General features: G+C 72.6%; 27 protein-coding genes and 1 riboswitch. Of the genes, 15 read left to right on the plus strand and 12 right to left on the minus strand.

Annotated features, from left to right (window positions below):
- The first annotated feature begins 1 nt into the window (after window position 1).
- Both ACZ4FH_RS10170 and ACZ4FH_RS10175 read left to right on the plus strand, forming a co-directional pair.
- On the plus strand, window positions 2-1951 hold the full coding sequence (locus ACZ4FH_RS10170) for a fumarate reductase/succinate dehydrogenase flavoprotein subunit (RefSeq protein WP_467303676.1): 1950 nt from the start codon (window positions 2-4) through the stop codon (window positions 1949-1951).
- Window positions 1948-2694 (plus strand): succinate dehydrogenase/fumarate reductase iron-sulfur subunit, encoded by a 747-nt coding sequence (locus ACZ4FH_RS10175; protein WP_467303678.1) that lies wholly within the window; start codon window positions 1948-1950, stop codon window positions 2692-2694. Before ACZ4FH_RS10170 ends, ACZ4FH_RS10175 begins: the two co-directional genes overlap by 4 nt.
- Window positions 2695-2775: 81 nt before the next feature.
- On the opposite strand, the gene ACZ4FH_RS10180 is transcribed toward ACZ4FH_RS10175, so the two are convergent.
- Both ACZ4FH_RS10180 and uvrA read right to left on the minus strand, forming a co-directional pair.
- Window positions 2776-4542 (minus strand): glycosyl hydrolase family 18 protein, encoded by a 1767-nt coding sequence (locus ACZ4FH_RS10180; protein ID WP_467303680.1) that lies wholly within the window; start codon window positions 4540-4542, stop codon window positions 2776-2778.
- Between the two features lie 258 nt (window positions 4543-4800).
- Window positions 4801-7221: an excinuclease ABC subunit UvrA gene (gene uvrA, locus ACZ4FH_RS10185; RefSeq protein WP_467303682.1), complete on the minus strand. Its 2421-nt coding sequence runs from the start codon at window positions 7219-7221 to the stop codon at window positions 4801-4803.
- Between the two features lie 136 nt (window positions 7222-7357).
- Here uvrA and ACZ4FH_RS10190 point away from each other — a divergent pair, with 136 nt between their 5' ends.
- Window positions 7358-7846, plus strand: coding sequence for a phosphatase domain-containing protein (locus ACZ4FH_RS10190; RefSeq protein ID WP_467303684.1), 489 nt, complete (start codon window positions 7358-7360; stop codon window positions 7844-7846).
- A 37-nt stretch (window positions 7847-7883) separates the two neighbouring features.
- Here ACZ4FH_RS10190 and ACZ4FH_RS10195 read toward each other — a convergent pair whose 3' ends face one another.
- Window positions 7884-8099, minus strand: coding sequence for a dodecin (locus tag ACZ4FH_RS10195; RefSeq protein ID WP_383635651.1), 216 nt, complete (start codon window positions 8097-8099; stop codon window positions 7884-7886).
- A 202-nt stretch (window positions 8100-8301) separates the two neighbouring features.
- Between ACZ4FH_RS10195 and ACZ4FH_RS10200 the strand changes: the two genes are divergently transcribed.
- The 3 genes from ACZ4FH_RS10200 (at window position 8302) to ACZ4FH_RS10210 (ending at window position 11415) form a co-directional block, all read left to right on the plus strand.
- Window positions 8302-9558, plus strand: a complete 1257-nt coding sequence (locus ACZ4FH_RS10200; RefSeq protein WP_467303686.1) for an extracellular solute-binding protein — start codon at window positions 8302-8304, stop codon at window positions 9556-9558.
- A gap of 190 nt (window positions 9559-9748) precedes the next feature.
- Entirely contained in the window at window positions 9749-10567 is an 819-nt protein-coding gene (locus tag ACZ4FH_RS10205) for a GNAT family N-acetyltransferase (protein ID WP_467303687.1), read from the plus strand.
- The gene (locus ACZ4FH_RS10210) at window positions 10564-11415 is read left to right on the plus strand and encodes a lysophospholipid acyltransferase family protein (protein WP_467303688.1); all 852 of its coding nucleotides are present in this window, start codon (window positions 10564-10566) and stop codon (window positions 11413-11415) included. Before ACZ4FH_RS10205 ends, ACZ4FH_RS10210 begins: the two co-directional genes overlap by 4 nt.
- Here ACZ4FH_RS10210 and egtD read toward each other — a convergent pair.
- Genes egtD through egtA form a run of 4 tightly spaced genes read right to left on the minus strand, consistent with a single transcriptional unit; the run spans window position 11358 to window position 15734 of the window.
- A complete protein-coding gene (gene egtD, locus ACZ4FH_RS10215; RefSeq protein WP_467303689.1) occupies window positions 11358-12320 on the minus strand; it encodes an L-histidine N(alpha)-methyltransferase in 963 nt (320 codons plus the stop codon). The two genes, ACZ4FH_RS10210 and egtD, sit on opposite strands and share 58 nt — an antisense overlap.
- The gene (egtC, locus tag ACZ4FH_RS10220) at window positions 12317-13072 is read right to left on the minus strand and encodes an ergothioneine biosynthesis protein EgtC (RefSeq protein WP_467303690.1); all 756 of its coding nucleotides are present in this window, start codon (window positions 13070-13072) and stop codon (window positions 12317-12319) included. Before egtC ends, egtD begins: the two co-directional genes overlap by 4 nt.
- Window positions 13072-14421: an ergothioneine biosynthesis protein EgtB gene (egtB, locus tag ACZ4FH_RS10225; RefSeq protein WP_467303692.1), complete on the minus strand. Its 1350-nt coding sequence runs from the start codon at window positions 14419-14421 to the stop codon at window positions 13072-13074. Before egtB ends, egtC begins: the two co-directional genes overlap by 1 nt.
- Entirely contained in the window at window positions 14418-15734 is a 1317-nt protein-coding gene (egtA, locus tag ACZ4FH_RS10230; protein ID WP_467303694.1) for an ergothioneine biosynthesis glutamate--cysteine ligase EgtA, read from the minus strand. The genes egtB and egtA overlap by 4 nt, the downstream gene beginning before the upstream one ends.
- Window positions 15735-15881: 147 nt before the next feature.
- Between egtA and ACZ4FH_RS10235 the strand changes: the two genes are divergently transcribed.
- Window positions 15882-16724: a TIGR02452 family protein gene (locus ACZ4FH_RS10235; protein ID WP_467303695.1), complete on the plus strand. Its 843-nt coding sequence runs from the start codon at window positions 15882-15884 to the stop codon at window positions 16722-16724.
- A 132-nt stretch (window positions 16725-16856) separates the two neighbouring features.
- Here the strand turns inward: ACZ4FH_RS10235 and ACZ4FH_RS10240 are convergent, their stop codons facing one another.
- The gene (locus ACZ4FH_RS10240; RefSeq protein ID WP_467303696.1) at window positions 16857-17324 is read right to left on the minus strand and encodes a type II toxin-antitoxin system PemK/MazF family toxin; all 468 of its coding nucleotides are present in this window, start codon (window positions 17322-17324) and stop codon (window positions 16857-16859) included.
- A gap of 121 nt (window positions 17325-17445) precedes the next feature.
- Between ACZ4FH_RS10240 and ACZ4FH_RS10245 the strand changes: the two genes are divergently transcribed.
- Together ACZ4FH_RS10245 and ACZ4FH_RS10250 are read left to right on the plus strand one after the other, a co-directional pair.
- Complete coding sequence (locus tag ACZ4FH_RS10245) at window positions 17446-18468, plus strand: LacI family DNA-binding transcriptional regulator (protein WP_467303698.1); 1023 nt, start codon at window positions 17446-17448, stop codon at window positions 18466-18468.
- Window positions 18469-18838: 370 nt separating this feature from the next.
- The gene (locus ACZ4FH_RS10250; protein ID WP_467304022.1) at window positions 18839-19066 is read left to right on the plus strand and encodes a hypothetical protein; all 228 of its coding nucleotides are present in this window, start codon (window positions 18839-18841) and stop codon (window positions 19064-19066) included.
- Between the two features lie 34 nt (window positions 19067-19100).
- Here ACZ4FH_RS10250 and trxA read toward each other — a convergent pair whose 3' ends face one another.
- Window positions 19101-19472 (minus strand): thioredoxin, encoded by a 372-nt coding sequence (trxA, locus tag ACZ4FH_RS10255; protein WP_383635686.1) that lies wholly within the window; start codon window positions 19470-19472, stop codon window positions 19101-19103.
- Window positions 19473-19588: 116 nt separating this feature from the next.
- Here trxA and ACZ4FH_RS10260 point away from each other — a divergent pair, with 116 nt between their 5' ends.
- On the plus strand, window positions 19589-21040 hold the full coding sequence (locus ACZ4FH_RS10260; protein WP_467303701.1) for a dihydrolipoyl dehydrogenase family protein: 1452 nt from the start codon (window positions 19589-19591) through the stop codon (window positions 21038-21040).
- A 9-nt stretch (window positions 21041-21049) separates the two neighbouring features.
- Here the strand turns inward: ACZ4FH_RS10260 and ACZ4FH_RS10265 are convergent, their stop codons facing one another.
- Window positions 21050-21619 (minus strand): histidine phosphatase family protein, encoded by a 570-nt coding sequence (locus ACZ4FH_RS10265; RefSeq protein ID WP_467303702.1) that lies wholly within the window; start codon window positions 21617-21619, stop codon window positions 21050-21052.
- A gap of 139 nt (window positions 21620-21758) precedes the next feature.
- Window positions 21759-21852, plus strand: a riboswitch (adenosylcobalamin (AdoCbl) riboswitch).
- Window positions 21853-21897: 45 nt separating this feature from the next.
- On the opposite strand from ACZ4FH_RS10265, the gene ACZ4FH_RS10270 reads away from it, so the two are divergent.
- Both ACZ4FH_RS10270 and ACZ4FH_RS10275 read left to right on the plus strand, forming a co-directional pair.
- Window positions 21898-22113 (plus strand): CbtB domain-containing protein, encoded by a 216-nt coding sequence (locus ACZ4FH_RS10270; RefSeq protein ID WP_467303704.1) that lies wholly within the window; start codon window positions 21898-21900, stop codon window positions 22111-22113.
- A gap of 27 nt (window positions 22114-22140) precedes the next feature.
- Window positions 22141-22920: a CbtA family protein gene (locus ACZ4FH_RS10275; protein ID WP_467303705.1), complete on the plus strand. Its 780-nt coding sequence runs from the start codon at window positions 22141-22143 to the stop codon at window positions 22918-22920.
- A gap of 72 nt (window positions 22921-22992) precedes the next feature.
- On the opposite strand, the gene ACZ4FH_RS10280 is transcribed toward ACZ4FH_RS10275, so the two are convergent.
- Window positions 22993-23505: a GNAT family N-acetyltransferase gene (locus tag ACZ4FH_RS10280; RefSeq protein WP_467303707.1), complete on the minus strand. Its 513-nt coding sequence runs from the start codon at window positions 23503-23505 to the stop codon at window positions 22993-22995.
- A gap of 123 nt (window positions 23506-23628) precedes the next feature.
- The gene (locus ACZ4FH_RS10285; protein WP_467303708.1) at window positions 23629-23985 is read right to left on the minus strand and encodes a tetratricopeptide repeat protein; all 357 of its coding nucleotides are present in this window, start codon (window positions 23983-23985) and stop codon (window positions 23629-23631) included.
- A 142-nt stretch (window positions 23986-24127) separates the two neighbouring features.
- On the opposite strand from ACZ4FH_RS10285, the gene ACZ4FH_RS10290 reads away from it, so the two are divergent.
- From ACZ4FH_RS10290 to ACZ4FH_RS10300, 3 genes are all read left to right on the plus strand, one after another.
- On the plus strand, window positions 24128-25093 hold the full coding sequence (locus ACZ4FH_RS10290; protein ID WP_467303709.1) for a pirin family protein: 966 nt from the start codon (window positions 24128-24130) through the stop codon (window positions 25091-25093).
- A 159-nt stretch (window positions 25094-25252) separates the two neighbouring features.
- A complete protein-coding gene (locus ACZ4FH_RS10295; protein WP_467303710.1) occupies window positions 25253-25696 on the plus strand; it encodes a hypothetical protein in 444 nt (147 codons plus the stop codon).
- 369 nt (window positions 25697-26065) lie between these two features.
- Window positions 26066-26428 (plus strand): hypothetical protein, encoded by a 363-nt coding sequence (locus tag ACZ4FH_RS10300; protein ID WP_467303711.1) that lies wholly within the window; start codon window positions 26066-26068, stop codon window positions 26426-26428.
- The last annotated feature ends 6 nt before the right edge of the window (window positions 26429-26434 follow it).

Raw genomic sequence — 26434 nt, forward strand, 5'->3', positions numbered from 1 at the left:
CATGAACGACTACACCCGCTACACGACCGGGGAACCGGTCACCGACACCAAGGCGCCCGAGGGGCCCGTCGCCGAACGCTGGGACACCCGGCGCTTCCAGGCCAAGCTGGTCAACCCGGCCAACCGCCGCAAGCACACCGTCATCGTCGTCGGCACCGGCCTGGCCGGCGGATCGGCCGGCGCCACCCTGGCCGAACAGGGCTACCACGTCGTCCAGTTCTGCTTCCAGGACTCGCCCCGCCGGGCCCACTCGGTCGCCGCCCAGGGCGGCATCAACGCCGCGAAGAACTACCGCAACGACGGCGACTCGGTCCACCGGCTCTTCTACGACACGGTCAAGGGCGGCGACTTCCGCGCCCGCGAGTCCAACGTCCACCGGCTCGCCCAGATCTCCGTCGAGATCATCGACCAGTGCGTCGCCCAGGGCGTCCCCTTCGCCCGCGAGTACGGCGGCCTCCTCGACAACCGCTCCTTCGGCGGCGTCCAGGTCTCCCGCACCTTCTACGCCCGGGGCCAGACGGGGCAGCAGCTCCTGCTCGGCGCCTACCAGGCCCTGTCGCGGCAGATCGCCGCGGGCAACGTCGAACTGCACGCCCGTACCGAGATGCTCGACCTGATCGTGGTCGACGGCCGGGCGCGCGGCATCGTCGCCCGCGACCTGATCACCGGGAGGATCGACACCTACTTCGCGGACGCGGTCGTGCTGGCCAGCGGCGGCTACGGCAACGTCTTCTACCTGTCGACCAACGCGATGAACTCCAACGCCACCGCGATCTGGCGCGCCCACCGCCGGGGCGCCTACTTCGCCAACCCGTGCTTCACCCAGATCCACCCCACGTGCATCCCGCGCACCGGCGACCACCAGTCGAAGCTCACCCTGATGAGCGAGTCGCTGCGCAACGACGGCCGGATCTGGGTGCCGAAGGCCCGGGGCGACGACCGGCCCGCCGCCGAGATCCCCGAGGACGAGCGCGACTACTACCTGGAGCGGATCTACCCCGCCTTCGGCAACCTCGTGCCCCGGGACATCGCCTCCCGCGCCGCCAAGAACGTCTGCGACGAGGGCCGCGGCGTCGGACCCGGCGGCCAGGGCGTCTACCTGGACTTCGCGGAGGCCATCGAGCGGATGGGACGCGCGAAGGTCGAGGAGAAGTACGGCAACCTCTTCGACATGTACGCGCGGATCACCGCGGAGAACCCGTACGAGACCCCGATGCGGATCTACCCGGCCGTGCACTACACGATGGGCGGGCTCTGGGTCGACTACGACCTCCAGACCACGATCCCCGGACTGTTCGCGATCGGCGAGGCCAACTTCTCCGACCACGGCGCCAACCGCCTCGGCGCCTCCGCGCTGATGCAGGGGCTCGCGGACGGCTACTTCGTCCTGCCGTCGACCATCAACGACTATCTGGCCCGCAACCCCCACCACGACGAGATCGACACCTCGCACCCCGCCGTGGAGGAGGCCGTCGCCGAGACCGAGGACCGGCTCAACCTGCTGCTGGCCGTCGACGGCGACCGCACCCCCGACTCCTTCCACCGGGAGATCGGCGAACTCATGTGGGAGTACTGCGGCATGGCCCGCACCGAGGAGGGCCTGCGCAAGGCGCTCGACCGGATCCCGCGGATCCGCGAGGAGTTCTGGCGCCGCATCAAGGTCCCCGGCACCGGCGAGGAGTTCAACCAGTCCCTGGAGAAGGCCAACCGCATCGTCGACTACCTGGAGCTCGCCGAGCTGATGTGCCTCGACGCGCTGCACCGCGCCGAGTCCTGCGGAGGCCACTTCCGCGAGGAGTCGCAGACCCCGGACGGCGAGGCCGCCCGCCGGGACGAGGAGTTCTCCTACGCCGCGGCCTGGGAGTTCTCCGACACCGGCGAAGCCCCCGTCCTGCACAAGGAAGACCTCGTCTTCGAGTACGTCCACCCCACCCAGCGGAGCTACGCATGAAGCTCACCCTGCGCGTCTGGCGCCAGAAGAACGCCGACGCCCCCGGCGCCATGTCCACCTACCAGGTGGACGGCATCTCCCGGGACATGTCCTTCCTGGAGATGCTCGACACCCTCAACGAGGAGCTCATCCTCGCCGGCGAGGATCCCGTCGCCTTCGACCACGACTGCCGCGAGGGCATCTGCGGCGCGTGCAGCCTCGTCATCAACGGCGACGCCCACGGCCCGGAGCGCACCACCACGTGCCAGCTCCACATGCGGTCCTTCGAGGACGGCGACACCATCGACATCGAACCCTGGCGCGCCTCGGCCTTCCCGGTCGTCAAGGACCTGGTCGTGGACCGCTCGGCCTTCGACCGGATCATCCAGGCCGGCGGCTACATCTCCGCCCCGACCGGCACCGCGCCCGACGCGCACGCCACCCCGGTGCCGAAGCCGGACGCCGACTTCGCCTTCGAGCACGCCGAGTGCATCGGCTGCGGCGCCTGCGTCGCGGCCTGTCCCAACGGTTCGGCCATGCTCTTCACCTCGGCGAAGGTCAACCATCTGAACGTGCTGCCGCAGGGCGCCCCCGAGCGCGAGACCCGGGTGCTCGACATGGTGGAGCAGATGGACAGCGAGGGCTTCGGGGGCTGCACGCTCACCGGGGAGTGCGCCACGGCCTGCCCGAAGGGCATCCCGCTGCCGTCGATCTCGGCGATGAACAAGGAGTGGCTGCGCGCCACCCGCAAGGTCCGTCGCTGAACCGGGTCCGGACCCGCCGGTTCCCGGTCCCGGAGGCCGCCCGCCTCCGGGACCGGGAGGTCCCGCGCCGTGTCCGGTGCGTCAGGAGGCGACGGAGAGGTCGTCCGCGTAGACCGTGCCCTGTCCGTACCAGCCGTGCACATAGACCGTCACCGTGCCGGAGGCCCCGGTGGTGAAGGCCACCGACTGCTTGGCGTACCCGCTCGACGAGCCCCAGGTGCTGGCCGTGGCACCGCCCCGGACCCCGAGGTAGCCGTAGCTGCCCTGGACGTACCCCTGAAGCGTGTACTTCGTGTTGGGCGACAGGGTGAGCGTCTGGGTGCACTCACCGGTCTGCGAGCCGGTGGCCGCGACGGCCAGGGCGTGCGCACCGCCGTGCACCGGCGTGGAGACGACCGCGCCGCCGGACTCACAGGTCCAGGGGCCGAGCGCGCCGCTCTCGAAGTCACCGTTGACGAGCGCCCCGGTGCCCCCGCCAGGACCGGACACGGTCAGGGTGTACGGCGCCGAGTGGCTGAGCGTGCCCGCGGTGCCGGTCACATTGATGGTGTACGTGCCCGGCGCCACCGAGGAGGTGGTGGCGAGCGTCAGGGTGGACGTGCCGCCCGCGGTGACCGAGGCCGGGCTGAGCGTCGCGGTCACCCCGGCCGGGGCGCCGGTCGCCTTCAGCGCGACGGTCTGCGCGCTGCCCGAGGTGACGGCCGTCTTCACGGTCGCCGTGGCCGAACCGCCCGGTGCCACCGTCGCCGACCCGGGGCTGACCGCCACCGAGTAGTCGTCGGTCACCGGACCGGACCCGCCGCTGGTGAACGGGGCGAAGGTGTGGCTGAAGTACCAGGTGTCCTGCGCGATTCCGGAGCAGGTGTCGCTGCCGCCGGTGCCGGGGCAGCCCCCGTTGTCGCGCTGGAGCGCCCAGAACGACAGGGTGCTGACGCCCTTGGAGACCGCCCAGTTGTAGACCTGGACGGCGTCGGCCGTGGTGAACGTCTCGGCCGGGCCGTAGTCGTCGATGCCGGGCATCTCGATGATGCCGGTCATGCCCCACAGCTGGGCGTCGGTCTTCGACGGGTACAGGTTCGCCAGCTGGCCCTTGAGCCCGGTGATGGCGGTCTGGGTGTCGTTCGCCATGTTGTGCGAGGCGCCGTCGTAGTAGTCGAACGTCATCAGGTTGACGACGTCGACCTTGGCACCGTTGGACACCGCGTTCTGCAGCACCGCGAGTCCGCTCTCGGCGAGCCCGTGCGTGGTGGTCGGCAGGGTGTACGAGAACTGCACCGAGCGCCCGTTGGCCGCCGCCCAGTCCTGGACCTTCTTGATCGCCTTGTTGCGGCGGTCGATCCCGGCGCTGTTCTCCAGCGAGTTGTCCTCGATGTCCATGTCGAGGCGGGACACGTCGTAGGTCGTGATGACCTTCTCGTACGCGGCGGCGATGGCGTCGACGTCCGTACAGCTGTCGGCGATCTCGGTGCCGGTGTTGTCGGCGGTGAAGCCGCCGAACGAGGGGATGACGTCACCGCCGCGCGAGCGCATGGTGGTGAAGTCGGTGCCGAACTCGGACTGCGCGATCGGGGAGCCCGAATCGCCGTTCCAGTAGACGGTGCACGAGCCCTTGGTGGCGGCCTGGATGAAGGCCATGGTCAGGTACTTCGTACCGGACGCCTGGGCGAGCGCGGCCGGGCTGTCGCCGTTCCACGCCTCGAAGTACGGGGCGAAGACATGCGCGGGAAGGGGGGTGGCGGCGGTGGCGGCGGCCTGCGCGCCGGAGCCCGATCCGAGGACCAGACCTGCGGTGGCGACGACGGTGGCCATGGCGCTCAGGACGGCGCCGACTGTTCGTGGACGTCTCATGGGGCAGCTCCCAGCGGGGTGAGACAACGGGCGGATCGCACGGCTCTGCCGCGTCCGTGGGGGACGCGGTCCGTTCCTGTGATTCCCGGCCGGGGTCACATGCCGCACAGCCATGTGCGCCGTGGGCATGCCCATGATTGGTCTGGACCAGGTAACTGTCAACATTCTTTACTGTTTCATGTCCTGCGCCGACCCCAAGGGCAACTCATGCGGCGACGAGGAGAGTTGGAGAGGGCCGGATCCCTCGTCCGCAGCGCGTCACAGCCGCAGCGCGGCCCGCAGATACCCGGCCGTCCGGCTCTCCGCCGCCCCCGCGACCTCTGACGGCGGGCCCTGGGCGACGATCCGTCCGCCCCGGTCACCGCCCCCGGGGCCGAGGTCGATCACCCAGTCGGCACCGGCCACCACGGCCATGTCGTGCTCCACCACCACGACCGTGCCGCCCGCGTCGACCAGCCCGTGCAACTGCCGCATCAGCACCTCGACATCGGCCGGATGCAGCCCCGTCGTCGGCTCGTCCAGCAGATAGAGGGTGCGGCCCCGGCGGGCCCGCTGGAGCTCCGCGGCCAGCTTGATCCGCTGCGCCTCGCCCCCCGACAGCTCGGTGGCCGGCTGGCCGAGCCGCAGATATCCGAGCCCCACGTCGAGCAGCGTCCGCAGACTGCGCTCGGCCGTGGGCGTGTCCGAGAAGAAGCCGGCCGCCGACTCCACCGTCAGATCCAGCACCTGGGCGATGTTCAGCCCCCGCAGCGTGACGTCGAGCGTCTCCGGGTTGTACCGCGCGCCGTGGCAGTCCGGGCAGGGCGCGTACGTACTGGGCAGGAAGAGCAGTTCCACCGAGACGAAGCCCTCGCCCTGGCAGGTCTCGCACCGCCCGCCCGCCACGTTGAACGAGAACCGGCCGGCCCGGTACCCCCGCTCCCGGGCCAGGTCCGTGGCCGCGAACAGCTTGCGCACCACGTCGAACAGACCGGTGTACGTCGCCAGATTGGACCGGGGCGTCCGGCCGATCGGACGCTGGTCCACCTGGACCAGCCGGTCCACCGCCTCCAGCCCCTCGGCGGACGCGCACCCCGGCGCCGGATGCTCCTCGGCCCCCTCGTCGTCGCCGGCCGCCCGCCGGTCCGCGAGCACCCCGGCCAGCACCTGGCCCACCAGCGTCGACTTCCCGGAACCGGACACCCCGGTCACGGCCGTGAACACCCCGAGCGGGAACGCCGCGTCGACGCCGCGCACATTGTGCCGCTCCACCCCGCGCAGCCGCAGCCACCCCGTGGGCGCGCGGACCTCGCGCACCGGGGCGGGGGAGTCGTCGAACAGGAAGCGCCGGGTCGCCGACTCCGGGACCTGCGCGAGCCCCGCCGGAGGACCGCTGTGCAGCACCCGCCCGCCGTGCTCCCCGGCCAGCGGACCCACGTCGACGAGCCAGTCCGCCCGGCGCACCACGTCCAGCTGGTGCTCCACGACGAAGACCGTGTTGCCGGCCTCCTTCAGCCGCCCGAGCACCCCGAGCAGCGCCTCCGTGTCCGCCGGGTGCAGCCCGGCCGAGGGCTCGTCCAGGACGTAGACGACACCGAAGAGCCCCGACCGCAGCTGGGTGGCCAGCCGCAGCCGCTGGAGCTCGCCGGACGAGAGCGTCGGAGCCGTACGATCCAGGCTCAGATACCCCAGGCCCAGCTCCGTCACCGTCCCGATCCGGGCCAGCAGATCCGCCGTCAGCACCCGGGCCGTGCCGTCGCCGCCGGCCGACGCCAGGACGTCCGCCAGCTCCGTCAGCGCCAGACCCGCCAGCTCGGCGATCGTCCGGTCCGCGAACGTCACCGCCAGCGCCTCGGGCCGCAGCCGGCTCCCGCCGCAGACCGGGCAGGGCGCGCTCGTCAGGAAGCGTTCGGCCTTCGCCCGCAGCGCCCGGCTCCGGGAGTCGGCGAAGGTGTGCATCACATAGCGGCGCGCACTCATGTACGTGCCCTGGTACGGGCGCTGGATCCGTCCGGCGTCGCGCACCGGATGCACGGTCACCACCGGCTGCTCGTCGGTGAACAGGATCCATTCCCGGTCCGCCGGGTCGAGGTCCCGCCACGGCCGGTCGATGTCGTACCCCAGCGCGTCCAGCACATCGCGCAGGTTCTTGCCCTGCCACGCCCCCGGCCAGGCGGCGATGGCCCCGTCCCGGATCGACCGGCCCGGATCGGGCACCAGCAGCTCCTCGGTGGTGCGGTGCACCCGCCCGAGGCCGTGGCACTCCGGGCAGGCCCCGGCGGCCGTGTTGGGCGAGAAGGCGTCCGAGTCCAGGCGTTCGGCCCCCTCCGGATACCGCCCGGCCCGGGAGAACAGCATCCGCAGGGAGTTGGACAGCGTCGTCACCGTCCCCACCGAGGAGCGGGCCCCCGGCGCCGACCGGCGCTGCTCCAGCGAGACGGCGGGCGGCAGTCCGGTGATCTCCCCGACCTTCGGCGCCCCCACCTGGTGGATGAGCCGACGGGCGTACGGCGCCACGGACTCGAAGTAGCGGCGCTGGGCCTCGGCGTAGATGGTGCCGAACGCCAGCGAGGACTTGCCCGAGCCCGAGACGCCCGTGAAGACCGTCAGGGTGTCGCGCGGGATGTCGACCCGCACGTCCCGGAGATTGTGCTCGCGGGCGCCGCGCACCCGGACGTACGGATCGTGGGGGGTGGTCATGGGGGTGGGACTCCGTACGGTTCGGATGGGCTGACCGGGGCAAAGGGTCCGATTCCAGGGCGGGCCGACGATACCGCGCGGGCCGGTGCGCCGCTCCGGGTGGCAGGACGGGGCCGGGAGTTGATTTGCTGGGGCCATGACGGACGACGCCCGGCCGCTGGCCGTATTCGACCTGGACGGCACGCTCGCGGACACCGCGCACCGGCAGCACTTCCTGGAAGGATCCCCGCGCGACTGGGACGGCTTCTTCGCCGCCGCGTCCGAGGACCCGCCGCTGCCCGAGGGGGTCTCTCTGGCCGTCGGCAGCGCCGAGGAGTGCGAGGTCGTCTATCTGACCGGCCGGCCGGAGCGCTGCCGCCGGGCGACCGTGGCCTGGCTGGCCCGGCACGGGCTGCCGGAGGGGCGGCTGCACATGCGCGCCAACCACGACCGGCGCCCGGCCCGGCGGACCAAGCTGGAGATCCTGGAGCGGATGGGGCGCGAGCGCGCGGTCCGGATGCTGGTGGACGACGACGAGCTGGTCTGCGACGCCGCCGAGCGGGCCGGATTCACCGTGGTACGCGCCCGCTGGGCGGCCGCCTCGCCCGCGCTGAAGGACGCGCAGGAGCGCGAGGGGCGCACCTGAGGGTCCGACGGATGCCGGGCCCTCGGGCCCGGCCTGGTCAGGTCGGATCGTCGAGCCGGAACCCCACTTTCAGGCCGACCTGATAGTGCTCGATTCGGCCATCTTTGATCTGGCCGCGTACCTCTGTGATCTCGAACCAGTCGAGATTGTGCAACGTTTCCGAAGCTCTTGTGATGCCGTTGTGAATGGCCGCGTCCACCCCGTCATGGGAGGTTCCTACGATCTCTGTGACGCGATACGTGTGGTTTGACACCTTTTGTCTCCTCTCGCCTCTACCAAGGTGCCCCACCGCGGCGAGGTTCGCGAGTGATCGACTGCCGACGCGCCGCCCCCGAGCGCCTTGACCAAAGGATTTGGTACATACCAAAATCCAGCCACGCCCGTGCGAGCGCAGCCCGCAGTCCCCCACACCGGGTCCTCACATATTGTCGAGCCGTTCCGCAGAAGGTGACCCCGTGAAAAACCGTGTGCTCGTCGGATCCCTTGCCCTGGTTTCCTCCCTCGCCCTGGGCGGGTGCGGCTTGATTCCCGGTTCGGGCGGTTCGGGCAGCAAGAAGGTCACGATCTGGCTGATGAAGGACAGCGCGACCAGCGACTTCCTGGACCGGTTCAAGAAGTCCTACGAGGAGGAGCACTCCTCGATCGAACTGGAGTTCAAGATCCAGGAGTGGGGCGGAATCGGACCCAAGGTTCTCGAAGCGCTGTCGGGCAAGGACACCCCCGACGTCATCGAGGTCGGCAACACCCAGGTCGCCACCTACGCCCAGACCGGCAACCTGCGCGATCTCACCCTGGAGTCCATGCGTGACCTGGGCAGCGAGGACTGGATCCCCGGTCTCGCCGAGCCCGGCAGGATCGGCGGCGTCCAGTACGGAATACCCTGGTACGCGGCCAACCGCGTGGTGATCTACAACAAGGACCTCTTCGAGGAGGCGGGCATCAAGACCCCGCCGAAGACCAGGGACGAGTGGATCGAGGACAGCGAGAAGCTGAACCGCGACGGCAATCAGGGCATGTATCTGCCCGGCCAGAACTGGTACGTGCTCTCCGGATTCATCTGGGACGAGGGCGGCGAACTCGCCAGTGACAAGGAAGGCGACTGGCAGGGCAAGCTCGACACCCCCGCGGCGCTGCGCGGCATGGACTTCTATTCCCGGCTCCAGGCCATGGGCGACGGTCCCAAGGACGCCGACGAGGAAAAGCCCCCGCAGACCGATGTGTTCGCCAAGGGGAATGTCGCACAGATCATCTCCACCCCCAGTTCCGTGCCGCTGATCGAGAAGGCCAACCCCGAACTCAAGGGAAAGCTGGGCTTCTTCCCCATCCCGGGCAAGACCGCCAAGGCACCCGGCTCCGTCTTCACCGGCGGCTCCGACCTGATCGTCCCGCAGAAGGCCGACCAGCGCAGCGCCGGCTTCGAGGTCATCAAGGCCCTCGCCGGGGAGAAGTGGCAGACCGACCTCGCCAAGAGCATGAACTACGTGCCCAACAAGCACTCGCTCGCCAAGGTCGTCGAGGGCGACGAGAGCACCGCGGCCATGGCCGAGGGCGCCAGGCGCGGCCACGCCACCCCCAACTCGCCGCAGTGGGTGTCCGTCGAGTCCGACAACCCGATCAAGCCGTACATGACGGCCGTCCTCCAGGGCGAGGACCCGAGGACCGCGGCGAAGCGGGCCTCCGAGAAGATCACCGCCCTGCTCGCCGGCAGCTGACACACCGCAGGACGGCCCCGCCGCACCCCGGCGGGACCGCACCGCACCACGGGATTCAGCCGTCGCACATCCGGACGCTCCATGGCGGACACGTCGAATCCAGCCGGTCACGGAAGAAGTAAGGAGCCGGGCCCCGCACACCCGCGGGCGCCCGGCAGCCGCCCTTGCCGACCCGTCCCCGGAGTCCGTCATGCATGTGCTGCCCTCCGACCCGCCCACCGCCACCCCCTCCCTCCCGGCCCAGCGGCAGACCCGGACCACCGCACCACAACCGCCCCGCTACCGGGTCTGCCTCGCCACCGACCAGGCCGGAATCCGCGCCGCCCAGCGCCTGCGCCACCAGGTCTTCTCCGCCGAGTTCGGCGCCCGGCTCGACGGCCCCGAACCCGGACTGGACACCGACGCCTTCGACGCCTACTGCGACCACCTCCTGGTCCGCGAGACGGCCACCGACGAGGTCGTCGCCACCTACCGGCTGCTGCCGCCCGAACGCGCCCGCATCGCCGGCCGCCTCTACGCCGAGACCGAATTCGACCTCACCCGCCTCGCCCCGCTCCGCGACGACCTGGTCGAGGTCGGCCGCTCCTGCGTCCACCCCGCCCACCGCGACGGCGCCGTCATCGCCCTCATCTGGGCCGGACTCGCCCGCTACATGGAGCGCACCGGACACAACTGGCTGGCCGGCTGCTGCTCGATCCCGCTCTCCGACGGAGGCGCGGCCGCCGCCGCTGCCTGGGAGACCGTACGGACAACGCACCTGGCCCCCGAGGAGTACTGGGTCTCCCCGCACCGGCTCTGGCCCACCCCCGCCGCGCTCCCCGGCACCCGCACCGGACTCGCCGGACTGCCGCCGCTGCTCCGCGGCTACCTCCGGCTCGGCGCCCGGGTCTGCGGCGCCCCCGCCCACGACCCCGACTTCCACACCGCCGACCTCTACGTCCTGCTCTCCCTGCGCGCGACCGATCCCCGCTACCTGCGCCATTTCCTCTCGCTCGCCCCGCAGCAGTGAGCGCCTGGCTGCCCGTCTCGCCCTGCACCCCGGCCGGCTGCGCCACCCGCACCGGCCCGGCCCGCCACCCGCTCGCCGCGGCCGCCCTGCTGCTCACCGGGTGCGCGGCCGTCCTGACCGGAGTGCTGGGCGCCCCGCTCGCCCTGCTCCTGGGCCCCGCCGCCCGCGCGGGACTCGTGCGGACCTGGGCGTACGCGGTGATCCGCGCCTTCGGCGTACGGGTGCGGATCACCGGCCCGCCCCCGCGACGGCTGCCGGGGCCCGGCCCCCTGGTCGTCGCCAACCATGTGTCCTGGCTCGACATCCCGCTGGTCGCCGCGGTGTGCCCCGGCCGGATGCTCGCCAAGAGCGACATCCGGCACTGGCCGGTCCTCGGACCGCTGGCCGCGTTCGGCGGCACGCTCTTCGTGGAACGCGACCGGCTGCGGGCCCTGCCCGCCGCCGTGCGCACGGTCACCGGGGCGCTCGGGCGGGGGGACCGGGTGGTCGTCTTCCCCGAGGGGAGCACCTGGTGCGGGCGCGGATCCGGCGGCCGGTTCAGACCCGCACCCTTCCAGGCGGCGATCGACGCGCGCGCCGCCGTCCTGCCGCTGCGCATCCGCTATCGGGCACCGGGACCGGCCGGAGGCGTCCCGGTGCCCGCCGGGGCCGCCGCCTTCGTCGGGGACGACCCGCTCACCGCCTCGCTGTGGCGGGTGGTGCGGGCGGCCGGGCTGACCGCCGAGATCCACGTCCTGGCGCCGATCCCGGCGGGCAGCGTGCCCGGCCGCCGCGCGCTGGCCGCCCTCGCTCAGTCCACGGTCGCCAGCGACAGCGCGAACCGGCCCGCCGCGTCCGTCCACCACTGAGCCAGGCGCAGCCCGGCGCGGGCCAGTTCCTCCCGCACCCCGTCCTCGCGGAACTTCGCCGACACCTCCGTCCGCACCTCCTCGCCGTCCTCGAAGGGGATCACCAGATCCAGTTCCGGAATCTTCACGGTGAGCGCCCTCCGCGCCCGCAGCCGCATCTCGATCCACTCCTCGCGCGGATTCCACCGGGCCACGTGGGCGAAGTCCTCCGGCACGAAGTCGGCGCCCAGCTCCCGGTCCACGACCGACAGCACGTTCCGGTTGAACGCCGCGGTCACCCCCGCCGCGTCGTCGTACGCCGCGACCAGCACCTCCTCGTCCTTCACCAGATCCGTCCCCAGCAGCAGCGCGTCGCCGGGGGAGAGCAGGGCGCGCACCGACGCCATGAACACCGCCCGTTCGTCCGGGAGCAGATTGCCGATGGTGCCTCCCAGGAACACCACCAGCCGGGGCCCCGGCGTCACGGGCAGCTCCAGACGCGCGGTGAAATCGGCGATCAGCGCGTGCACGGACAGCTCGGGCCGCTCCGCCAGCAGCGCCTTCGCCGCCCCGCGCAGCGCGCTCTCGCTCACATCGACGGGCACATAACTGTGCAGCTCCGGCAGCGCGTCCAGCAGATGCCGGGTCTTCTCGGAGGAGCCCGACCCCAGTTCGACCAGGGTGCGGGCCCCGGTGGCCGCCGCGATCTCCTCGGCGCGGTCGATCAGGATCTCCCGTTCGGCCCGCGTCGGGTAGTACTCGGGCAGCCGGGTGATCTCCTCGAACAGCTCGCTGCCCCGGGCGTCGTAGAACCACTTCGGCGGCAGCGTCTTGGGACGCCGGGTCAGACCGTGCAGCACATCGGCGCGCAGCGCCGCGTCCGTCGCGTCCTCCGGCAGGGTGCGGGTCAGCAGGAAGGGACTCACTCGGTGGGCTCCTTGAGCGGGGTCAGCAGGACTTCGGAGCGGGTCGCGGTCAGCAGGGTGCGGTCGGGGACCTCGCGCCAGCGCGGATCGTCGTCGTACGGCTCCGAGGCGACGACGGTGTGCCGGCCGGGCTCGGACAGGTGCCACAGGGTGTCTCCCCAGGCGGTCGCCACGATGGTGTGCCCGTCGGTGAGCAGCAGATTGAGCCGGGAACCGGGGGCCGCCTCGTCGACCTCCCACACGGTGGCGGCGACGGCCCGGGGCAGGGCCTCGCCCGCCGCCAGCCGGTGGCGGACGAGCGCCCAGACCAGCGCGGAGTCGCAGCGGGCGGTGAGGCCGAGCAGTTCGGCCGGGGCGAGCGTGGCGGCGGGGCCCGTCAGGGAGCCGGGCCACCCCTTCACCGCACCGTTGTGGCTGAACAGCACCCCGTCCGCGCGGAACGGCGCGGCCGCCGCCTCACCGTCCGGATCCGCCTCGGTGGCGTCCCGGACCGCGGCCAGCAGCGCGTGGCTGCGCACCACGCGCGCCAGATCGGCGAAGGTCTGGTCTCCCCAGACGGGCCCCTGCCGCCGGTAGCGGGCGGGCTCCGGATCGCCCTGCGCGTACCAGCCGACACCGAACCCGTCGGCGTTGACCGTCCCGTACCGCTGCCGGCGCGGCTCCCACGACTGGCGCACCAGCGAGTGCGGCGGCTCGGTCAGCAGCACGCCGAGCGTCACCGAAGGTCCCAGATAGGCGAGATGACGGCACATCACAGATCCCTGGCGGTGCGGAAACCGGAGAAGATCTGCCGCCGCACGGGCAGGTCCCAGTTGCGGAACGTGCCCCGGCAGGCCACCGGGTCGACCGCGAAGGAACCGCCCCGCAGCACCTTGTGCTCCGGGCCGAAGAACACCTCCGAGTACTCGCGGTACGGGAACGCCGCGAACCCCGGATACGGCAGGAAGTCGCTGGACGTCCACTCCCACACGTCGCCGATGAGCTGACCCGCGCCCGACGGCGCCCGCCCCGCCGCGTACGCGCCCGCGGGCGCCGGACGCAGATGGCGCTGCCCGAGATTGGCGTGCTCGGGCGTCGGGTCCTCGTCGCCCCACGGATAGCGCCGGGAGCGCCCCGAGACCGGATCGTGCCGGGCGGCCTTCTCCCACTCCGCCTCGGTGGGCAGCCGGCGCCCGGCCCAGCGGGCGTAGGCGTCGGCCTCGTACCAGCTCACGTGCAGCACGGGTTCGTCGGCCGGCACGGGCTCGGTCACCCCGAAGCGGCGGCGCAGCCACTGTCCGGCGTCGCGGTGCCAGAACAGCGGCGCCGAGAGCCCGTGTGCACGGACCATGGCCCACCCCTCGGGGGCCCACCAGCGCGGCTCCGTGTACCCGCCGTCCTCGATGAACGCCTGGTACGCGGCGCAGGTCACCGGCGCCGTGTCGATATGGAATCCGGGCACCTCGCGGCGGTGCGCGGGGCGTTCGTTGTCGAGCGCCCACGGCTCGGTCGACGTCCCCATGGTGAACGGACCGCCGGGGACCAGGACCTCGGCCGGCAGCATCGCGGAATCCACCGCCCGGGGCGGTTCGGGAGCGTCCAGCGCGGCGGGCCCGGACCGCAGCTGATGGGTGATCAGCATGGTCTCGTCGTGCTGCTGCTCGTGCTGCGCGATCATTCCGAAGGCGAACGCGGACCGCATCAGCGGACGGTCGCCCAGCGGCGCGGACTCCAGGACGTCCAGCGCCCGCCCGCGCACCTCGCGGGCGTACGCGCGCGCCTCGGCGGGCGGCAGCAGCGGCAGCGAGGGACGGGTGGCGCGCGGATGCTCGAAGGCGTCGTACAGGCCGTCGATCTCCGGGCGCATGGCCTCACGGCCGGCCACACCGCGCAGCAGCCACAGCTCCTCCTGGTTGCCGATGTGCGCCAGGTCCCAGACCAGCGGCGACATCAACGGGGAGTGCTGGGCGGTCAGTTCGTGGTCGTCCACGCTGTCGGTCAGCAGCGTGGTGCGGGTACGGGCGGTGAGCAGCGCGTCGAGCGCGCGGGCGCGCAGCGCCTCGGGCTCCTCGTCCGTCGCCGTGCCGTGCGGTCCGGGCGCGGCACCGGGGGATTCGGTCATGACAGGGTCCCCTTCGCATGGGCGGGAGTCCGGTCCCGGCCGGTCGTCAGCAGTACGCGCAGATCGTCGGCGGGACATCGCCCGCGCGCGACGTAGCGGTCGCGGAAGGCGGCCACCGCGTCCTGCACGCGCGCGGTCGCGCCCCTGCGGGGCAGTGCCTCCAGCGCGAGGTCGAAGCAGACGGTGGCCGCCGCGCGCAGCTCCGGGTCGGTCAGCCCGTCCCGGGCCGCGGCGACCCAGAGCGGATTGCGCGGGGCGGACGGCGCGCCCGCCGTCTCGGCCAGGGGTTTGACGGTGCGGTACACGGTCTCGGCGGCCTCCGGGTCGTCGAACAGGGCGGCGGTCACGGCGAGCGGCACCAGCCAGCCGTCGTCGCCGGACTGGGCGTCGATCATGCGCAGTTCCAGATGCCCGCGCGGCCGTACCGGCGGGAACAGCGTGGTCATGTGGTAGTCGAGATCGGCCCGGTCCGGGCGCCGGGGGTGTCCGGACCGGATCCAGTCCCGGAAGGTCAGCCCCTCGGGCACCGCCCACGGCCCCTCGTCGCCCCGGATGCACAGCACCGGGGTGTCCAGCGCGTGGGCGGCCCAGGCCTCGCGCGGCGGCAGCTGCCCGGAGGGCGCCAGGGTGCGCAGCGGGTCCAGATCGGCCCACAGCGACTGGCGCGTCGACCGCCAGGGGGTCGGCCGCCCCAGCCGGAAGGGCGAGTTGGCGAACGCCGCGACCAGGACCGCGCCCAGCAGATGGGAGAGCTGCCAGCGCCGCCCGTACCCGAGCGGCCCCGGCTCCTCCTCCCCGGCGTCCAGACAGACCTGGACCGACGCGCTGGTGCACATCATGGCGCGGCCCGCCGGGCCGCACCGGTCGAAGGCGGCCTCCATGGCGTCGTACCGGGGTTCGCGCAGCGTCCGGTACGGCGGATTCCAGGGATCGACGCCGAGCCCCGCGGGGACGAGGTCCAGGGTGTCGAGGGTGTCGCGGACGGCGACGAGATCGGCGGCGGTTTCCTCGATGCACGCCATGAGGGAGGCGGCGGGGCGCGAGCTGAGCTCCAGCTGGCCGCCGGGTTCGAAGGTCAGTGCCGCGTTGAGGGGAAGCGCCCGGACGGCCTCTGCGGCGGTCCGGAGTCGGTGGGGCGAAACGGGTTTCCGCGGCTGTTCACGGTCGTGGAGCAGCCATTCGAGTTCGACGCCCACGATCCTGGGCGGTCCCGTCTTGAAGCAGATGCCATGCAGTAAATCCTCCGCCTCGCCCTCGCCGAGCGGGGTGCTCTGGCCGGGCGGACCGTGGCCGCCGGGTGTGTCGGATGACATGCCGGGCCTCCTGTTCCGGTGCGTCCGTCCTACCCAAACCCCTGCCGGGGGATCGCACAAGGGTGCCCCTGTGCGACGGAAATTCGTTTGCGGCCGGGCCGCCCGGGGGCCGACGATGCCCCGTATGCACCATAAGGGGGACGGGCCGTGAGCGCCCGGCTGCGCGGCATCGCGCGCGAGACCGAGACCATCGTCGCGGAGGGCGGCTACCGCACCGCCGACGGCCGCGAGGTCAGCATCCAACGGGCCCTGACGGCGGCCCTGTCCGGGACCAGGCTGTACGGCCCGGATCCCGTTCCGGTCGCGGTCCTCGACCGCGACCGCACCCCGGTCTTCGAGGTCACCGGGGAGAGCAGCCTCGCGGCGGCCGCCCGGATGACCCGGGAGGGTCCGGGCAAGGTCGCCGTGCTGAACTACGCGTCCGCGCGCAACCCCGGAGGCGGCTATCTCAACGGGGCGCAGGCGCAGGAGGAGGCCCTGTGCCGCGGCTCGGCGCTGTACGCGACGCTGCTGAGGGCGTCCGAGTACTACGCCCACCACCGCGCGGAACGCAGCGCGTTCTACACCGACCGGGTCATCCACTCGCCCGGCGTACCGGTCTTCCGCGACGACCGGGGCCGGCTCCTCGACGTCCCGTACACGGCGGGATTCCTCACCTCGCCCGCGCCCAACGCGGGGGTGATCCGCGCACAGACCCCGGAGAGGGCCCACCGGGTCCCGGCCGCGCTCGCCTCGCGCGCCGAACGGGTGCTGGAGGTCGCGGCGGTCCGGGGCTACCGGCGGCTGGTGCTGGGCGCCTGGGGCTGCGGGGTCTTCCGCAACGACCCGGCCGAGGTGGCGGGGGCCTTCCACGCCCTGCTCACCGGCGGCGGGCGGTTCGCGGGCCACTTCGAGCAGATCGTCTTCGGCATCCTCGACCGGAACGAGGACTCACCCACCCGGGCCGCGTTCGCCCGCACGTTCGCGGAACAGACCCGAGTCTCACCCTGAAGTCGAGGTCGAGGTCGCGGCGCGGCGGGCGCCTCTCAGCCCCCGCCCGGCCGGGCGTGCTGGGCCGTTCGGGTCGGTGACCGGCGGTCACCGAGGCCGGTCACCCGGGCGGGCGACCGGCCCTACCGGCCGTCAGCGCCAGCCGTAGCGCTCCCGGAGCCGCCCGGCCACCAGGTCGAACCTGTCCCGGTCGAGCGCGCACGCCTCGCGCCGCATCCCGTCCTCGTGCACCCGCAGCACCCGGTCCAGATCGACCCAGGACGGCCGTCCCGAGCTGTCCCAGGGCCCCGCGCCCAGCGCCACCCACTCGCGGTCCCGGTCGTGCTGCTTGCTGGAGAGCTGGACCGCGAGCAGCGTGCCCGCGGCCTCGCGGGCGACGACGAGCACCGGCCGGTCCTTGCCGCGCCCGTCGTTCTCCTCGAACGGCACCCAGGTCCAGACGATCTCGCCCGGATCGGGGTCGCCGTCGCGGTCGGGGGCGTAGGAGGTGCGGACCGGCCCCACGGCCTGCGGATCGGCCTCGGTGGTGGCGGAGGAGCCGGAACGGCCGGGGAAGGCGGCCGGGTCGTCGGTGCTGTCGCTGCGGTGCTGGAAGGTCATCGCCACACCGTAGGACGCGCGCCCCGGCCGGTGCGTACCGGGTCCGGCCGATGGAACCGGGGCCCAACACCCGCCCCGGGGCGGGTGTCCGCCGCACCGGTCTGGGAGACTGCCCGACGCCATGAGTCAGTTACCCAAGCAGCCCGCCGAAGGCCCCGTTCCGACCAGCGCCGATGTGGCGCGGCTCGCCGGCGTCTCCCGGGCCACCGTGTCGTACGTCCTCAACAACAACACGGCCGTACGGATCAGTGATCCGACCCGCCGTCGGGTGCGGGAGGCGGCCACCGAACTCGGCTACGTCCCGCACGCGGCCGCCCGGAGCCTGCGCGCCGGACACTCGCGCATGGTGCTCCTGCCGACGGCGCACTTCCCGTCCGCACCCCTGCACCAGCGCTTCCTGCACGGCCTCGAAGCCGGTCTGCGCCGTCTCGACTACACCGTCGTCCAGTACGGATCGCTGGGCCTGGGCCCGCAGGACGCCGCCCGGTCCTGGGCCGAACTGCGGCCCGTCGCCGTCATCGCCCCCGGCTCGGTCCCGCTCACCCCGTCCGGCATCGCCCTGCTGCGCCGCTCCGGCGCGAAGGCCATCCTCACGCTCGGACCGCAGCCGGTCGCCGGGGCCCACGCGCTGATCATGGATCAGCGGGAGGTCGGCGACAGCGCCACCCGCCATCTGCTGGCACGCGGAAGGCGCCGGATCGGTGTGGTGATGCCCGAGGAACCGGAACTCGCGCTCTTCGCCGAGCCCCGGCTGGCCGGCGCCCGCCGCGCCGCCGAGGCCGACGGGGCCGCGGTCGAGGTCCTCCCCCTCCGCTACACGGAGGAATCCGCCGCCGGACTCGCCGCCCGCTGGCCCGCGCTCGGCCTGGACGGCGTCTTCGCGTACGACGACACCTACGCGATGCTCCTGATGCGCGCCCTGCAGGACGCCGGAGTCTCCGTACCCGGGGACACCGCCCTGGTCGGCGCGGACGACTCCGTGCTGGGGCGGCTGCTGAGGCCGCGGCTGAGCAGCGTGCGGATGGAACTGGCCACCGTGGAGCCGCTGGCCGACCTCGTCGACCGCCTCGTACGCCACCCCGGTACGGAACCCGAACGGCACGATCTGCTGAGGGCCCGCACCGTCCCCCGGGAATCCAGCTGACCGGACCGCCCGACGGCGCGACGTGCGGGGCGGACCGCTCGTGCTTAGCGTCGTGACCATGAGCCATCCGCAGAGTTACGAGATCCTGATCGTCCCCGCCTTCACCGACGGCAGGCCCGTGGTGGAGCAGGAGACCGGCGCGGACGCACCCGGGGGCGGCGGTGGCGGCGGGACCGCGGCGGAGGATTCCGGAACGAAGGCGTCCGGCGGAGCGGCCGCGGCGGAGAGTTCCGGAACGAAGGGGTCCGGCGGCGCCGCGGAGGCCACCGCCCGCCCGGAGGGCTCCGACGCCCCGGCCCGCGCGGCGACGCCTGGCGGGTCGGGCACCGGCCCCGCCGGTGGTTCCGGCACGCCCACGGGCGCCACGCGCGTGTCCGGAGGGGACACGGGCAATCTGGGTCCCGGCCCCGCCATCCGCTCGGCGGTCGTCGCCGCCACGGGCGAGACCGGCGAGTCGGGCTATCCGCGCTACGCGGGCGACGGCATGGTCGCGGACATCGACCCCGCGACACACACCGTCGAGGCCCTGCTGGTCGACGGCGCCGAACTCGACTACGGACTCTCGGTCCGCGTCTCCGAGCGGAGCGTCGGGGGCTGAACCGCCCCGTGCAGGGCCTGCGGCGGCGGAGGGCCTACTTCTGGCCCTTCTGCTGCTCCTCGACGGACTTGCGGACCTCGTCCATGTCCAGCTTCCGGGCCTGGCCGATCACGTCCTCCAGGGCCGCCTCCGGCAGCGCGCCGGGCTGGGCGAACACCGCCACGTTGTCCCGGACGATCATCAGCGTCGGAATGGACCGGATCTCGAACGCCGCCGCCAGCTCCTGCTGCGCCTCGGTGTCGACCTTCGCGAACACGAGGTCCTGGTGACGCTCGGACGCCGCGTCGTAGACCGGCGCGAACTGCCGGCACGGGCCGCACCAGGAAGCCCAGAAGTCGATCAGGACGAATTCGTTGTCACTGACCACCTGATCGAAGTTTTCCTTGGTGAGCTCTACCGTGCTCATGCTCTGCTCCCTCTTTTCCGTGCCCGTATCGACGTGTCCGGCACAACGGTGTCCGTGCTCGCGGTATTCCGCCTGCCCATGTGGCCGCCCCGCACACCCATGGCCAGAATGGGCCCATGACATCTGCCTCTGCTGTGGAGCCCCTCGCGTACGACGTCGTGGTCATCGGCGCGGGCCCGGTCGGTGAGAACGTGGCGGACCGGGCGCGCGCCGCCGGGCTGAGCACCGCCGTCGTGGAGTCCGAGCTGGTCGGCGGCGAGTGCTCCTACTGGGCCTGCATGCCCAGCAAGGCCCTGCTGCGCCCCGTCGTGGCCCGTGCCGACGCCCGCCGCGTCCCCGGCCTCGCGCAAGCGGTGCGGGGCCCGCTGGACACCGCGGCGGTGCTCGCCCACCGGGACGCCTACGCCTCGCACTGGAAGGACGACGGACAGGTCGCCTGGCTGGAGGGGATCGGGGCGGTCGTCCACCGCGGACACGGCCGTCTCACCGGCCCCGGGGCGGTCACGGTCACGGCCCCCGACGGCACGGAGCACCCGCTCACCGCCCGGCACGCCGTGGCCGTCTGCACGGGCAGCCGGGCCGTCGTCCCCGCGCTGCCCGGCATCGACACCGCCCGCCCCTGGACCAGCCGGGAGGCCACGAGCGCCAAGGCGGTGCCGGACCGCCTGGTCGTCGTCGGCGGGGGAGTGGTGGGCGTCGAGATGGCCACGGTCTGGGGCGCGCTCGGATCGCGCGTCACCCTGCTCGTACGCGGCCGGGGACTGCTGCCCCGGATGGAGCCGTTCGCCGGCGAGCTGGTCGCCGAGGCGCTGAAGGAGGCGGGCGCCGACCTCCGTACGGGTGTCTCCGCCACCTCCGTACGGCGGGACGCCCCCGACGGACCGGTCGTCGTCACGCTCGACGACGGGGAGACCGTCGAGGCCGACGAGATCCTCTTCGCCACCGGCCGCGCCCCGCGCACCGACGACCTGGGCCTCGAAACGATCGGCCTGGAGCCCGGTTCCTGGCTCACCGTCGACGACAGCTGCCGCGTCGAGGGCACGCCCTGGCTCTACGCGGTCGGCGACGTCAACCACCGCGCCCTGCTGACGCACCAGGGCAAGTACCAGGCCAGGATCGCGGGCGCCGCCATCGCCGCCGGGGCACGCCGGGAGGGCGCGGGCCCCGAGGCGTCCCCCTGGGGCCCGTACACGGCCACGGCGGACCACGCGGCCGTGCCCCAGGTCGTCTTCACCGACCCCGAGGCGGCCTCCGTCGGTCTCACCCTGGCCGAGGCGGAACGGGCCGGCCACCGCGTCCGCGCCGTCGACTACGACCTGGCGGACGTCGCCGGGGCCGGGCTGTACGCGGACGGCTACCGCGGCCGGGCCCGCATGGTCGTCGACCTGGACCGGGAGATCCTGCGCGGGGTCACGTTCGTCGGCCCCGGCATCGGCGAGCTGCTGCATTCGGCGACGGTCGCGGTGGCCGGGGAGGTCCCCGTCGACCGGCTGTGGCACGCGGTTCCCGCGTATCCGACGATCAGCGAGATCTGGCTGCGGCTGCTGGAGACGTACCGGGACAGCTGAGGCGGGTGCTTACCGGGGTGCGAGGGGCCGCCCGCAGCGCAGGTTCCACCGCCCGGACCGGCCGCCGAGTTCGGTCAGGGTGAGCGGCGGGACGTCGAGCCGCCAGAACGCGGCCGCCGGGAGGTCCAGCGCGTGGACGGCGGCGGCCCGCACCACGGCGGGTTCGGCGACCGCCAGCACCCGGTCCCGTCCGTCCGCCGCGTCGGCGGCCAGGGCGTCGAGCCAGGCCCCGGCCCGTGCGCACAGGGCGAGCAGGGACTCACCGCCGTGCGGGGCGGCGCCGGGGTCCGCGAGCCAGGCGGCCACGGCATCGGGTTCACGCGCGGCCACCACGTCCAGCCGCTCCCCGGCCCAGCCGCCCAACTCCCAGTCACGGACAGCCGGTTCGACGTCACACTCCAAGCCCAGGGCGTCGGCGGTCGCGGCGCAGCGCCGGGAGGGCCCCGTCACGTACCGGTCGGCGGCCGGCACCTGCGCGGCGGCCGCCCGCGCCTGCCGGAGCGCGGCCCCGTCGAGCGGCCCGTCCCCGGCGAACCGGGCCTCGCGCAGCCCCTGGTTCATCGCCGGTGAGATCAACATCACCCGTACCGTCACAACCGCTCTCCACTCCCTGAACAAGGGTCACCCGCCCAGGCCCACCATGGCATCCGTCCCGTCCCGAGCCCTCCCCGGGCACCATGGCGGCAGCCGCGTACAGGCTGTATGGTCGCGTCGACATGACGAGGGTGTGACGGAAGTCCGGTGAGAATCCGGCACGGTCGCGCCACTGTGAACCCGCACCTGTGCGGGAAGTCAGACCCGGCACCTTCGTCTCAGGCACCACGATCGGGACGCGTGTTCCCTCAGGAGGTTCTGCCATGGCCCAGTCCGCTGCGCCCGCCACCGGCGCACCCGCCATCACCCCCCTCTCGCTGAAGGCCATCGCCCCCTGGGCCGCCTTCTTCGGCATCCTCATGCTGATCCTGCTCTACTTCGTCGGCGCCGAGCAGGGCGCCACCGCGCTCATCTCCGGTGAGGGCGTACACGAGTGGGTCCACGACGGACGCCACCTTCTCGGATTCCCCTGCCACTGATCCAGCCGCTCCATCCAGGGGAAATCCATGAACTCCATATCTGTCAGAGCCCTGCTGGTCCGCGGCATGCTGGCCGGCCTGATCGCCGGTGCCTGCGCGCTGCTGGTCGCCTACTTCCTCGGTGAGTCGCGGGTCGACGCGGCCATCGCGCTCGAAGAGGCGCACGCGCACGGCCACGACCACGGCGGCGGCGAGGAACTCGTCAGCCGCACCCTCCAGTCCACCGCGGGCCTCGCCACGGGTGTCCTCGTCTTCGGCGTCGCCGTGGGCGGCATCGCGGCGCTCGTCTTCTGCTACGCGCTCGGCCGCGTCGGCCGGTTCGGTCCCAGGGCGACGGCGGCGCTGATCGCGGGTGCCGCCCTGCTGACGGTGTACCTCGTGCCGTTCCTGAAGTACCCGGCGAACCCGCCGGCCGTCGGCAACCCCGACACCATCGGCAAGCGCACCACGCTGTTCTTCCTGATGGTGGCCCTCAGTGTGCTGCTGGCCGTGGCGGCCGTCATCATCGGCAAGCGCCTGGCCCCGCGGCTGGGCAACTGGAACGCGAGCATCGCCGCGGGCGCCGGCTATCTGCTGGTCATCGGCCTCGCGTACGCCTTCCTCCCCTCGTACGACGAGGTCGGGAAGGACTTCCCCGCCTCGCTGCTCTGGGAATTCCGGCTGGCCACACTGGCGGTCCAGGCCACCCTGTGGACCGCCTTCGGCCTGGTCTTCGGTCATCTGACGGAGCGCCTGCTGCTGCCCGCTCCGGACCGCTCGGCGGCCGGTAACGGCACGGCGAAGCGGACGGCGGCCGCGACCGGCTGACGTCGGAACGGACACGGACGGAGCCCGCCGGGAACGAACCGGCGGGCTCCGTCCGTTGAACGGGTGCCCCGTTCAACGGCTGTCGTCGTCGCGGCCGTCCCAGTCGACCCGGTAGTGCTTCAGCCGCTCGTCCTCCTTCACGAACCGCATACCGGCCGCGGTCATCACGTGCTGGGACGCGGTGTTGTCGAGGTCGGTGTCCCCGTGCACGCAGGCGACGCCCCGTTCCCGGGCGAACCGGAGGAGGGCGCGCAGCGCCTCGGAGGCGTAGCCCTTGCCCCGTACGGAGGGCACGAGGCCGTATCCGATCGTGACGTGACCCCGGCCGTCCGGCGCCCCGTGGAAGCCGATGCCTCCCACGACCAGGCCGTCCGCGCGGAGCTGTATCGCGTACGAGCCGAACGGTGTGGGGTCGCCGCTCGTCGCGCAGTCGGCGAGGAAGCGGGTGGCGGCGGCACGCTCGCCGGGGGAGGGGAAGCCGGGGGCCCACCGTTCCCCGGCGGCGGGGCCGCCCGCCGCCACCCGCTCGGCGTCGGCGACGGTCATCGGACGGAGCAGCAGACGCGCGGTGGCGAGATCGTTCATGCCCGTGGCGTATCACGCGCCCCGCCGGGCCCGCACCCGAATAGAAGGGGGATGCGGACCGGCGGGCTCCCGGACGTGTCCGGTCGCGGGCCCGGAACGGGGCTCCGGACCCGGCCCGGCATCTCAGGCGTCACCGTTCGACGGAAAGTCCCCGGCGAGCGCGGCGGCCATCCGCAAATGCGTGTCGGCCTCGGCCTGCCTGCCCTGGCGCTCCAGCGTGCGCCCGAGCATCAGCCGGGCGTACTCCTCGACGGGGTCGCGCTCCAGGACGGCGCGCAGCTCCGTCTCGGCCCGGACGAGGCGCGCCGAGTGGTAGTAGGCGCGCGCCAGCAGCAGCCGCGGCGCGACCTGCTCGGGAACCTCGTCGACGAGACCGGTCAGGATCCGGGCGGCGGTGGTGTACTCCTTCGCTTCGAAGAAGAACCGGGCCCGCTCCCAGCGCTCGGCGGCGGTGCCGAACTCGTAGTAGGCGTCGCTCATGTGACCCCCTCGGTCGAAGGCGGTGCCGGGCCGGTCCCGTACCTGTCCGTACGCCACAACACCGATAGATGGTTTAACATTCCACTAAATATTCGGCGTGGATTCCAGCCTGCCGGAGTCGCACGGGAATAGGTTGAGCGCCATGAGCAATCTCGATCGCCAGGCCGCACTCTCCGTCTGCGGAGGGAGGGGCTTCGTCGTAGCCGAGCCCGTACGCGAACTCCTCACCCCGCGCCACGTCCGGCTCGGTGAGTCGACCGAGGTCCGCAGACTGCTGCCGAACCTGGGCCGCCGCATGGTCGGCGCCTGGGCGTTCGTCGACCACTACGGCCCCGACGACATCGCCGACGAGCCCGGAATGCAGGTGCCGCCCCACCCGCACATGGGCCTCCAGACCGTGAGCTGGCTGCACGAGGGCGAGGTCCTCCACCGCGACAGCCTCGGCAGCCTGGAGACGATCCGCCCCCGCGAGCTCGGCCTGATGACCTCCGGCCGCGCGATCAGCCACTCCGAGGAGAGCCCCCGGCAGCACGCCGCCCTCCTCCACGGCGCCCAGCTCTGGGTCGCCCTCCCCGACGCCCACCGCGACGTCGAACCCCACTTCCAGCACCACACGGACCTGCCCACCGTGGTCGCCCCCGGCCTCACCGCCACGGTCATCCTCGGCACCCTCGACGGCGCCACCTCCCCCGGCACCGCCTACACCCCCATCGTCGGCGCCGACCTCGCCCTCGCCCACGGCACCGAGGCCCGCCTCCCCCTCGACCCCGACTTCGAGTACGCCGTCCTCTCCATGTCCGGCGAGGCCGAGGTCGACGGCGTCCCCGTCCTCCCCGGCTCCATGCTCTACCTCGGCTGCGGCCGCACGGAACTCCCGCTGCGCGCGGAGTCCGACGCGGGGCTGATGCTGCTCGGCGGCGAGCCGTTCGAGGAGGAGATCATGATGTGGTGGAACTTCGTGGGCCGCACCCAGGACGAGATCGAACGGGCCCGCGAGGCCTGGATGAACGGCGACCGGTTCGGCACGGTGCGGGGCTACGACGGCGCCCCGCTCGCCGCCCCCGAACTGCCCCCGGTCCCGTTGAAGGCGCGTGGCCGGGTGCGCTGACCTGAGCTTTCTTCGACCAGGTGTGCCAGGACGGATGCTGACCCTGTCCTGACTGTCCTGACTGTCCTGACTGCCCGTCAGGCGTGAGTCGGGTGCCGCTGGCGATGGTGTGGCAGACAGGGGAGGGAGGGCACGGAGGCGACGTGCGAGGATGCGGGGATGTCTCGTCGATCACGCCTTCTGTCGTGGGCCGCCGTAGCGGCCGTATCTGCCGCACTGCTCGGCCTGCTCCTCTACGCCTTGGACGACAAGCGTGACAACGAGGCCTTCCCGGCCGGCACGGAAGCCACGTCACCTGCGGTGGCTCGGACTGCGCGTGAGCATCTTCACCTGTCCCGCCCGTCGGGGAAGGAGAAGACGGTGCGGATGACGGTAGACGGCATTCTGCGCGAACAGCACTACAACAGCGTTTCGGGCACCCTGGACTTCCTCAACGATGAGGGCGAGGTCGTCGACCGGGTTCCCTTCCATCAACGGGCTCTCGCCGAAGGGCGGATAGAGAGCTCGACCAGCGAGCACACTCCGAACCAGCACGTCGAGGACATCACCTCGGTCAAGCTTGGACCCGGCCTGAAATTTTCACAGTGGCGCGCCGAGCCCTAAGCGTCGGCGGAGAGCCCATGGTGTCGTTCGGGCGTCTCGGCGAGATCGGCGAAAGGGAGTCTCGACTGCGGCAGATCCGTTCCGGCAGACCGTGCACGCGGACCTGATTCACGACAGGATCCTGACGAAGCTGAGCTCGTGAAAGTCAGGGTTCCGTGGCTGGTGGCGGTGTGCCCGTCAGCCGTTGCGCCGGACTGCCCAACTCGCTTTCAGGGGAGGTGGATTGGCGAAGGCTCACCCCCGTCGGGCGAAAATCGGGGCTCCACAGGTGCGGACCGCCAGGAGGACCGCGCGCGGGGAGGAGCCGGCGCGTGACGGGGCCAAGGGAGAGGGTGGCAGGTGACGTGGCCGCGTCCGTAGAGTGTCGGGATGGGACTCTTCAAGCGCAACAAGGCGACGTCCGGCCTGCTGCTCGTGTCCGACAGGGGCATCCAGCGAGTGGAGACCGCCTCGTACGGGATGGACCTCGTGCAGGAGGTCGCTCGTCTTCTCGGTTCGGAGCACATACGCTCCACCAAGGTCGGTGAGGAGCTCACCCTCTGGTACGCCGAGGACGGCCCGGGACGGGCGCGCTCCGGCCCGCCCAACCCCGTGGCCAGCCGGCTCGCGGCCGATCACGGCGCGGCGCCCGTAACCGGTCCCGCCGTCGTCACCGGTCCGCTGCTGTACGGCAGCCCGTACCCGCTGAGCGCCGAGGAGATCACACAGGTCTCGGGGCGCCTGCACGTATAGCCGCGG

The sequence above is a fragment of the Streptomyces sp. NPDC024555 genome (assembly GCF_055559335.1).

Bases quoted from the DNA above. Each gene is read 5' to 3' on its own strand.
- ACZ4FH_RS10170 (WP_467303676.1), top strand. From the start codon at position 2: ATGAACGACTACACCCGCTACACGACCGGGGAACCGGTCACCGACACC.
- ACZ4FH_RS10175 (WP_467303678.1), top strand. From the start codon at position 1,948: ATGAAGCTCACCCTGCGCGTCTGGCGCCAGAAGAACGCCGACGCCCCC.
- ACZ4FH_RS10180 (WP_467303680.1), bottom strand. From the start codon at position 4,542: ATGAGACGTCCACGAACAGTCGGCGCCGTCCTGAGCGCCATGGCCACC.
- uvrA (WP_467303682.1), bottom strand. From the start codon at position 7,221: ATGACCACCCCCCACGATCCGTACGTCCGGGTGCGCGGCGCCCGCGAG.
- ACZ4FH_RS10190 (WP_467303684.1), top strand. From the start codon at position 7,358: ATGACGGACGACGCCCGGCCGCTGGCCGTATTCGACCTGGACGGCACG.
- ACZ4FH_RS10205 (WP_467303687.1), top strand. From the start codon at position 9,749: ATGCATGTGCTGCCCTCCGACCCGCCCACCGCCACCCCCTCCCTCCCG.
- egtC (WP_467303690.1), bottom strand. From the start codon at position 13,072: ATGTGCCGTCATCTCGCCTATCTGGGACCTTCGGTGACGCTCGGCGTG.
- egtB (WP_467303692.1), bottom strand. From the start codon at position 14,421: ATGACCGAATCCCCCGGTGCCGCGCCCGGACCGCACGGCACGGCGACG.
- egtA (WP_467303694.1), bottom strand. From the start codon at position 15,734: ATGTCATCCGACACACCCGGCGGCCACGGTCCGCCCGGCCAGAGCACC.
- ACZ4FH_RS10240 (WP_467303696.1), bottom strand. From the start codon at position 17,324: ATGACCTTCCAGCACCGCAGCGACAGCACCGACGACCCGGCCGCCTTC.
- ACZ4FH_RS10245 (WP_467303698.1), top strand. From the start codon at position 17,446: ATGAGTCAGTTACCCAAGCAGCCCGCCGAAGGCCCCGTTCCGACCAGC.
- trxA (WP_383635686.1), bottom strand. From the start codon at position 19,472: ATGAGCACGGTAGAGCTCACCAAGGAAAACTTCGATCAGGTGGTCAGT.
- ACZ4FH_RS10260 (WP_467303701.1), top strand. From the start codon at position 19,589: ATGACATCTGCCTCTGCTGTGGAGCCCCTCGCGTACGACGTCGTGGTC.
- ACZ4FH_RS10265 (WP_467303702.1), bottom strand. From the start codon at position 21,619: ATGTTGATCTCACCGGCGATGAACCAGGGGCTGCGCGAGGCCCGGTTC.
- ACZ4FH_RS10270 (WP_467303704.1), top strand. From the start codon at position 21,898: ATGGCCCAGTCCGCTGCGCCCGCCACCGGCGCACCCGCCATCACCCCC.
- ACZ4FH_RS10275 (WP_467303705.1), top strand. From the start codon at position 22,141: ATGAACTCCATATCTGTCAGAGCCCTGCTGGTCCGCGGCATGCTGGCC.
- ACZ4FH_RS10280 (WP_467303707.1), bottom strand. From the start codon at position 23,505: ATGAACGATCTCGCCACCGCGCGTCTGCTGCTCCGTCCGATGACCGTC.
- ACZ4FH_RS10285 (WP_467303708.1), bottom strand. From the start codon at position 23,985: ATGAGCGACGCCTACTACGAGTTCGGCACCGCCGCCGAGCGCTGGGAG.
- ACZ4FH_RS10290 (WP_467303709.1), top strand. From the start codon at position 24,128: ATGAGCAATCTCGATCGCCAGGCCGCACTCTCCGTCTGCGGAGGGAGG.
- ACZ4FH_RS10295 (WP_467303710.1), top strand. From the start codon at position 25,253: ATGTCTCGTCGATCACGCCTTCTGTCGTGGGCCGCCGTAGCGGCCGTA.
- ACZ4FH_RS10300 (WP_467303711.1), top strand. From the start codon at position 26,066: ATGGGACTCTTCAAGCGCAACAAGGCGACGTCCGGCCTGCTGCTCGTG.